Origin of the sequence: Limnohabitans sp. (assembly GCF_044361645.1) — a bacterium.
Taxonomy (GTDB): Bacteria; Pseudomonadota; Gammaproteobacteria; order Burkholderiales; family Burkholderiaceae_C; genus Limnohabitans_A.
In genome coordinates, this window is sequence record NZ_JBIKIL010000166.1 from 1 (window position 1) to 6,725 (window position 6,725).

The 6,725-nt window shown below is 56.7% G+C and carries 8 protein-coding genes; all 8 read left to right on the forward strand.

The window, feature by feature from the left end; all coding sequences use genetic code 11:
- Positions 1–258: 258 nt before the first annotated feature.
- Complete coding sequence (locus ACIQ39_RS17990; RefSeq protein ID WP_396435958.1) at positions 259–588, forward strand: ArsR/SmtB family transcription factor; 330 nt, start codon at positions 259–261, stop codon at positions 586–588.
- Entirely contained in the window at positions 585–1,949 is a 1,365-nt protein-coding gene (soxC, locus tag ACIQ39_RS17995; RefSeq protein WP_396435959.1) for a sulfite dehydrogenase, read from the forward strand. The genes ACIQ39_RS17990 and soxC overlap by 4 nt, the downstream gene beginning before the upstream one ends.
- Positions 1,933–3,009, forward strand: a complete 1,077-nt coding sequence (locus tag ACIQ39_RS18000) for a c-type cytochrome (RefSeq protein ID WP_396435960.1) — start codon at positions 1,933–1,935, stop codon at positions 3,007–3,009. Before soxC ends, ACIQ39_RS18000 begins: the two co-directional genes overlap by 17 nt.
- Positions 3,010–3,083: 74 nt before the next feature.
- A complete protein-coding gene (gene soxY, locus ACIQ39_RS18005) occupies positions 3,084–3,539 on the forward strand; it encodes a thiosulfate oxidation carrier protein SoxY (RefSeq protein ID WP_396435961.1) in 456 nt (151 codons plus the stop codon).
- A 58-nt stretch (positions 3,540–3,597) separates the two neighbouring features.
- A complete protein-coding gene (gene soxZ / locus ACIQ39_RS18010) occupies positions 3,598–3,909 on the forward strand; it encodes a thiosulfate oxidation carrier complex protein SoxZ (RefSeq protein WP_396435962.1) in 312 nt (103 codons plus the stop codon).
- Between the two features lie 78 nt (positions 3,910–3,987).
- Complete coding sequence (soxA, locus tag ACIQ39_RS18015; RefSeq protein ID WP_396435963.1) at positions 3,988–4,791, forward strand: sulfur oxidation c-type cytochrome SoxA; 804 nt, start codon at positions 3,988–3,990, stop codon at positions 4,789–4,791.
- A gap of 18 nt (positions 4,792–4,809) precedes the next feature.
- Complete coding sequence (gene soxX / locus ACIQ39_RS18020; RefSeq protein WP_396435964.1) at positions 4,810–5,466, forward strand: sulfur oxidation c-type cytochrome SoxX; 657 nt, start codon at positions 4,810–4,812, stop codon at positions 5,464–5,466.
- Between the two features lie 60 nt (positions 5,467–5,526).
- Positions 5,527–6,725, forward strand: a 1,199-nt coding sequence (gene soxB / locus ACIQ39_RS18025) for a thiosulfohydrolase SoxB (protein ID WP_396435965.1), incomplete at its 3' end; no start/stop codon positions are given.

Here is a 6,725-nt window from a genome sequence, read left to right on the forward strand (position 1 = left end):
CAAGTTCAAATGAGGCCTTAGGTCTTCGCCTTTTGGGTACTGAAAAATACCCAGCTTTTTCAAAAGGCATGTGTAAGGCTGGATTGAAGTCCATCGTCCATGACCTCCGACTGGGTTTTCATCGATGCAGTAAGGCCGGAAACCCTCATCAGGGTTTGTCCTGTTTAGGAAACAAGCCCGTGTAAACCCTGATTTACATTCATCGCTCATCGTATATATTCGAACATCCGAATATACGAACCTAATGGTAAAAGCAGCATGACAGTGGACCAGGATGAGGTATTTGACAAAGCGGCAGACCTGTTTGCCGTGATGTCGACACCCGTTCGGCTTCGCATCATCAGTGCGCTTTGCCAGGGTGAAAAAAACGTGGGGCAATTGCTGGAGAACATCGGCGTGGCTCAGCCCAACATGTCGCAGCACCTGAACATCCTGTTCCGGTCGGGTGTGTTGGGCAAGCGCCGTCAAGGTGCCCAAGTGTTTTATCGGATTGCGGACGACACTGCAGCGAAGGTTTGCCGAGCGGTTTGCACGCAGGTAGCCATCGGCGCGGACATGAATGATCAAACCAACAAGGAGTTTGTGTGAACGCAGACAACATCAACTCAGGACGGGTGCAAAAAGCGCCTGAAAGCTTCCTGACCCCCAGTGGCATCAAGGAGGTCTTTGCCGAAGGCAAAAAGGGCCGCCGTGATTTCATCCGCAACGCCTTTGCCGCCGCTGCAGCAGGCGCCGCTGCCCCCATGGCCATGGCCCAGAGCAACCCCGTGCCCGCCGAAGGGGGCGACCCCAACATTCTGAACCTGCCTGAGCACGCTGTGGGCTTGGGGCAGGGCGTTGCCGTTGAAGGCTATGGCAAGCCCTCCAAGTTCGAAGCGAACTTGCAGCGCCGTCAAAGCCCGGGCCTGACACAAACCACCCAGGCTTCGGTGTCGTTCGCGCCTTTGCAGTCCTTGTTCGGTATCGTCACGCCCAGCGGTTTGCACTTCGAGCGGCACCACCAAGGTTGGTGGGACATCGACCCGTCCAAGCACCGCTTCATGATCAACGGCATGGTCAAAAAGAACATGGTCTTCACCATGGACGAGATCATGCGTTTGCCTTCGGTCTCGCGCTTTGCCTTCATCGAGTGCGGTGCCAACACCGCCACCGAATGGGGCAACGTGGCGGTGCCCACGGTGCAGTACACGCACGGCATGATTTCTTGCAGCGAGTTCACGGGCGTGCCCTTGATCACCTTGCTCGAGTTGGCCGGTGCCGACTTGAAAAACGGCAAGTTTGTGTTAGCTGAGGGGGCCGATGGCTCGTCCATGACCCGCACCATCCCGATGAGCCTGATCTTGTCGGGTGAGGTCATCGTGGCCTATGGCCAAAACGGCGAAATGCTGCGCCCTGAAAACGGCTACCCCCTGCGCTTGGTGGTGCCCGGTGTGCAAGGTGTCAGTTGGATCAAGTACCTGCGCCGTGTCGAAGTGGGTGACAAGCCTTACGCAGCCAAAGACGAAGCGATTCATTACATCGACTTGCAGCCCGACGGCACGCACCGCCAGTACACCAACTTGCAAGAAGTCAAAAGCGTGGTGACCACGCCTTCCGGTGGTCAGGTTTTGCTCGACAAAGGCTTTTACAACATCACAGGCATGGCCTGGTCGGGCAAGGGCAAGATCAAGCGCGTGGACGTGTCCACCGACGGTGGGCGCAACTGGCGTCAAGCGCGCTTGGAAACGCCGGTGTTGTCCAAGGCCTTGAGCCGTTTCAACATCGATTGGGTGTGGGACGGCAAGCCCGCCATCATCCAAAGCCGCGCACAAGACGACACCAACCATGTGCAGCCGACCTACCAGCAGCTGCGCGCAGTGCGTGGCACGCGATCGATTTATCACAACAACGCCATCCAGTCGTGGTTGGTGCAGGAAAACGGTGAGGTGAAAAATGTCCAAGTTTCGTGATGCCGTTTTGACGGTGGCTTTGTTGGCAGCCTCGGCCATGGCAGCTGCGCAAAGCACCCCATTCCCAGGTGTGGGCCGTGCCGCGACGCCATCGGAAGTGGCCAAGTGGGACATCGATGTGCGCCCCGACTTCAAGGGCCTGCCTGCAGGCTCGGGTTCGGTGGCCAAGGGCCAAGATGTATGGGAAGCCCAGTGCGCCCATTGCCACGGGGTCTTTGGCGAGTCGAACGAGGTGTTCAGCCCCTTGATTGGCGGCACCACGGCCGAGGACATCAAGAATGGCCGCGTGGCCAACTTGCAGCGCACCGATTACCCCGGCCGCACCACCATGATGAAAGTGCACACGCTCTCGACCTTGTGGGACTACATCAACCGCGCCATGCCTTGGACCAACCCCAAAACCTTGAGCACAGAAGAGGTGTATGCGGTCACGGCCTTCATGCTTAACATGGCCAACATCGTGCCCGACAACTATGTGCTGTCGGACAAAAACATGGCCGAAGTGCAAGCGCGCATGCCCAACCGCAATGGCATGAGCACGGCGCATGCGATGTGGCCGGGCAACGAGTTTGGCGGCAAGGCCAAACCCGACACGGCCAACAAAATTTGCATGAAAGATTGCAAGCCGGAGCCCAAAGTGGCCTCGTTCTTGCCTGACTTTGCGCGCAATGCGCATGGCAACTTGCAAGAGCAAAACCGCATCGTGGGCCCTCAGCGTGGTGCCGACACAAGCCAGCCTGAACCCAAGGCGGGTGTGCCTGTTTCTCGTGCGCCCACTGCACCCGCAGCGGCCAAGCCTGAAAACAGCGAGTTCAAAGCAGTCAATGCCTTGCTGAACCAACACAGTTGCACGGCTTGCCACGGCGTGGACAAGAAAATTGTGGGCCCTGGCTTCAACGAAATTGCCAAGAAACAAGCCGGTAAAACCGACTATATTTTGAGCAAAGTCAAGGGCGGTGGCGTGGGTGTTTACGGACAAATTCCGATGCCTGCACAATCCCTGCCTGAGGCTGACGCCAAGCAGATTGCCGAATGGATTTCCAAGGGGGCCAGCAAGTAATTCGGGGTTATCCCCGTTGTACTGCTGAACCTGTTTCAATAGCATCATTCCATCATCATCAAAGGAGATATCAGATGCAAAACCGTCGCGAGACACTCAAGCAAACCGCTGTCGTGGCCGGCCTCTTGGCCAGCGCTGGCTTCCCCCAGTTCGCCCACGCTGCCTTCAACAAAGCCGCATTCGAAGCCAAGACGGTGCAAGACGCCGCCAAAGCTGCCGGCGCAGCCAGCATGGCCGAGAGCAAAGATGTGACCATCACCGGTCCAGACATCGCCGAAAACGGCGCTGTGGTGCCTTTGGGTGCCAGCACATCCTTGCCCGGCGTCAAGCATTTGATGATTTTGGTCGAAAAGAACCCGGCCGCCTTGGTGGCCATGTTCCATGTGTCCGATGCCATCGATGCCAATGTGACAACCCGCGCCAAGATGGGCCAATCGTCTGATGTCTACGCTGTGGCCATCATGAACGACGGCAAGGCCTTGTGGGCCAAAAAAGAAGTCAAGGTCACTTTGGGCGGTTGCGGCGGTTAATTCCCGCACTCAGCCCATCGACTTCACATTCAATCATTGACAGATTTAGGAGAGAAAAATGGCAGATCCAATGCGCATTCGTGCCCAGTCTTCTGGTGACAAAACAACCGTTCGTGTGCTGATGGCCCACGAAATGGAATCGGGCATGCGCAAAGACTCATCCGGCAACACCGTGCCCGCTTGGTTCATCCAAGAAGTCACGGCTTTGCACAACGGCAAGCAAGTCCTGTCGGCCGAGTGGGGCCCAGCGGTGTCCAAAAACCCTTTCATGCAATTCGCGGTCAAAGGCGCCAAGGCAGGTGACAAAATCACCGTGACTTGGAAGGACAACAAGGGTGCTACACGCACCGACGAAGCCACGGTGTCCTGATCGACGCATGAAGCTCAAAAGGGTGAAGCCAAAACTTCACCCTTTTTGCATTGAAATAAAACTCCAACAGAGGTGACAATGAAAAAAGAATCCTTACTGGCTGCAAGTCTTGCACTGGCCCTCAATGCAGCACCTGCCATGGCCCAAAAAACGTCCAGCCAAGGCATCGACGAGTACCGTGCCATGCTGCAAGACGGTAACCCTGCTGAACTCTACGAAGCCAAAGGCGAAGACCTCTGGAAAAAAGCGCGTGGGCCTAAAAACGCCAGCCTGGAAAAATGCGACTTGGGCAAAGGCCCGGGCGTGGTCAAAGGCGCCTTTGTGGAGTTACCACGTTACTTTGCAGACACCCAGCGCATGCAAGACTTGGAGTCGCGCTTGGTGAGCTGCATGGAAAACCTGCAGGGCTTCAATGCGGCCGAAATCTCCAAGACCGCATTTGGTCGCGGCGAGATGGCCAATGTGACCGCTTTGGCCACCTGGATCGCCGCCGAATCACGGGGGCTCAAGTTCAACCTGTCCCAATCGCACACGCAAGAAAAAACCTTTTACGAAGTGGGCAAACGCCTGTTTTTCCAACGTGGTGGATCGCACGACTTTTCTTGCGCCTCTTGCCATGGTGAAGAGGGCAAACGCATCCGTTTGCAAGACTTGCCTATCCTGACCAAGAACCCCGGTGACGGCGTGGGCTTTGCCGCCTGGCCCGCCTACCGCGTCTCGAATGGTCAGATGTGGAGCATGCAATTGCGCTTGAACGATTGCTACCGCCAGCAACGCTTCCCATACCCCGGTTTTGCCAGCGACGCCACCGTGGCCTTGTCCACCTATCTGGCTGTCAATGCCCAAGGCGCAGCTTCCATTGCCCCGGCCATCAAGCGCTGATCTGACCAGGAGAAACACATGAACAAAAAGACCCAACTCGTTTTGGCCAGCTTGACCGCCGCCTTGCTCGCTGCAGGTTGTGCCTCTGGGCCCAGCGTGGCCGAGCTCAATGCCTTGACCGAACAAATCGTCAAAACTTCGTTCCGTGACCAAAGCCACGTCAAGCTCGAACGCATCACCGCCACCGACGAAACCAACCGCGTCTGCAGCGATGCCGATGTGGCCGGCAAACCGCTCGATGAAAAAACCGCCAAGCGCATCGAAGAGGCCAACCTCAAGGCCATCAAGTGGCCGTCGGACGGCAAATTCATCGGTGACTGGAAAGAGGGCGAAAAAATCGCCCAAAGCGGTCGTGGCCTGACTTGGTCTGACAAGGCCGATGCCATCAACGGAGGCAATTGCTACAACTGCCACCAAATGGACAAGAAAGAAATTTCTTATGGCACTTTGGGCCCAAGCCTTTACAACTACGGCAAGTTGCGTGGGGTGACCAATCCTGATGATCCTGCCAGCAAGGCCATCGTGGAGTACACCTGGGGCAAAATTTGGAACTCCAAGGCCTACAACGCCTGCTCCAACATGCCGCGTGCCGGGCACATGGGCATCTTGAACGAGACCCAAGTTCGCCACATCGTGGGCTTGTTGCTCGACCCCAAGTCGCCTGTCAATCAGTGAACGCGCCCAAACCCGGCTGGTCCGGGTTTTTTAGTTTTACATATATCAGTGATTGCAAATATGAATCTCTCCAAACGCGAATTTATCCAAGTCATGGGTGCTGGCACCATGGCTGGCCTGAGCATGGGTGCTTATGCCCAATCGAGTGCCAGCACCGCCGCAAATGGCTTGTATGACATCCCTAAGTTCGGTCAAGTGTCTTTTTTGCACATGACCGATTGCCATGCGCAACTCAAGCCGATTTATTTCCGCGAGCCCAGCATCAACTTAGGCATCGGTTCCATGCAGAACAATTTGCCGCATTTGGTGGGAGAGTATTTGTTGCAAGCGGCCAAGATCCGCCCGGGCACGGCCCAAGCGCATGCCTTGACATTTCTTGACTTTGAAAATGCCGCCAAACGCTACGGCAAGGTCGGTGGTTTCGCCCACCTGGCCACGCTGGTCAAGCGCATGAAGGCCAGCCGCCCCGGCGCCTTGTTGCTCGACGGTGGTGACACCTGGCAGGGCTCGGGCACCAGCTTGTGGACCAATGGCCAGGACATGGTGGATGCCTGCAAACTGCTGGGTGTGGACGTGATGACCGGCCACTGGGAATTCACCCTGGGCATGGAACGCGTCAAGGAAATCGTCGAAAAAGACTTCGCAGGCAAGGTCGACTTTGTGGCGCAAAACGTCAAGACCAACGACTTTGGCGACCCGGTGTTCAAGCCCTATGTGATCCGCGAGATCAACGGCGTGCCCTGCGCCATCATCGGCCAGGCCTTCCCCTACACCCCGATTGCCAACCCACGTTACATGGTGGCCGACTGGGAGTTCGGCATCCAGGACGAGAACATGCAAAAGATGGTGACGGAGGCCCGCGGCAAAGGCGCGCAAGTCGTCGTCGTCATCAGCCACAACGGCATGGACGTGGACTTGAAGATGGCCAGCCGCGTCAGCGGTATCGACGCCATCATGGGTGGTCACACGCACGACGGCATGCCCGTGGCGTCCATCGTCTCAAATAAAGGCGGCAAGACCTTGGTGACCAATGCAGGCTCGAACGGCAAGTTTTTGGGCGTGCTCGACTTCGAGGTCAAAGACAAAAAAGTCAGCGACTTCCGCTACAAGCTGCTGCCCGTGTTCTCGAACATGTTGCCCGCAGACAAAGAGATGGACGCATTGATCACCAAGATCCGTGCGCCTTACGAAGCCAAGCTGTCAGAAAAACTGGCCGTGACCGATGGCTTGCTGTACCGCCGTGGCAATTTCAACGGCAC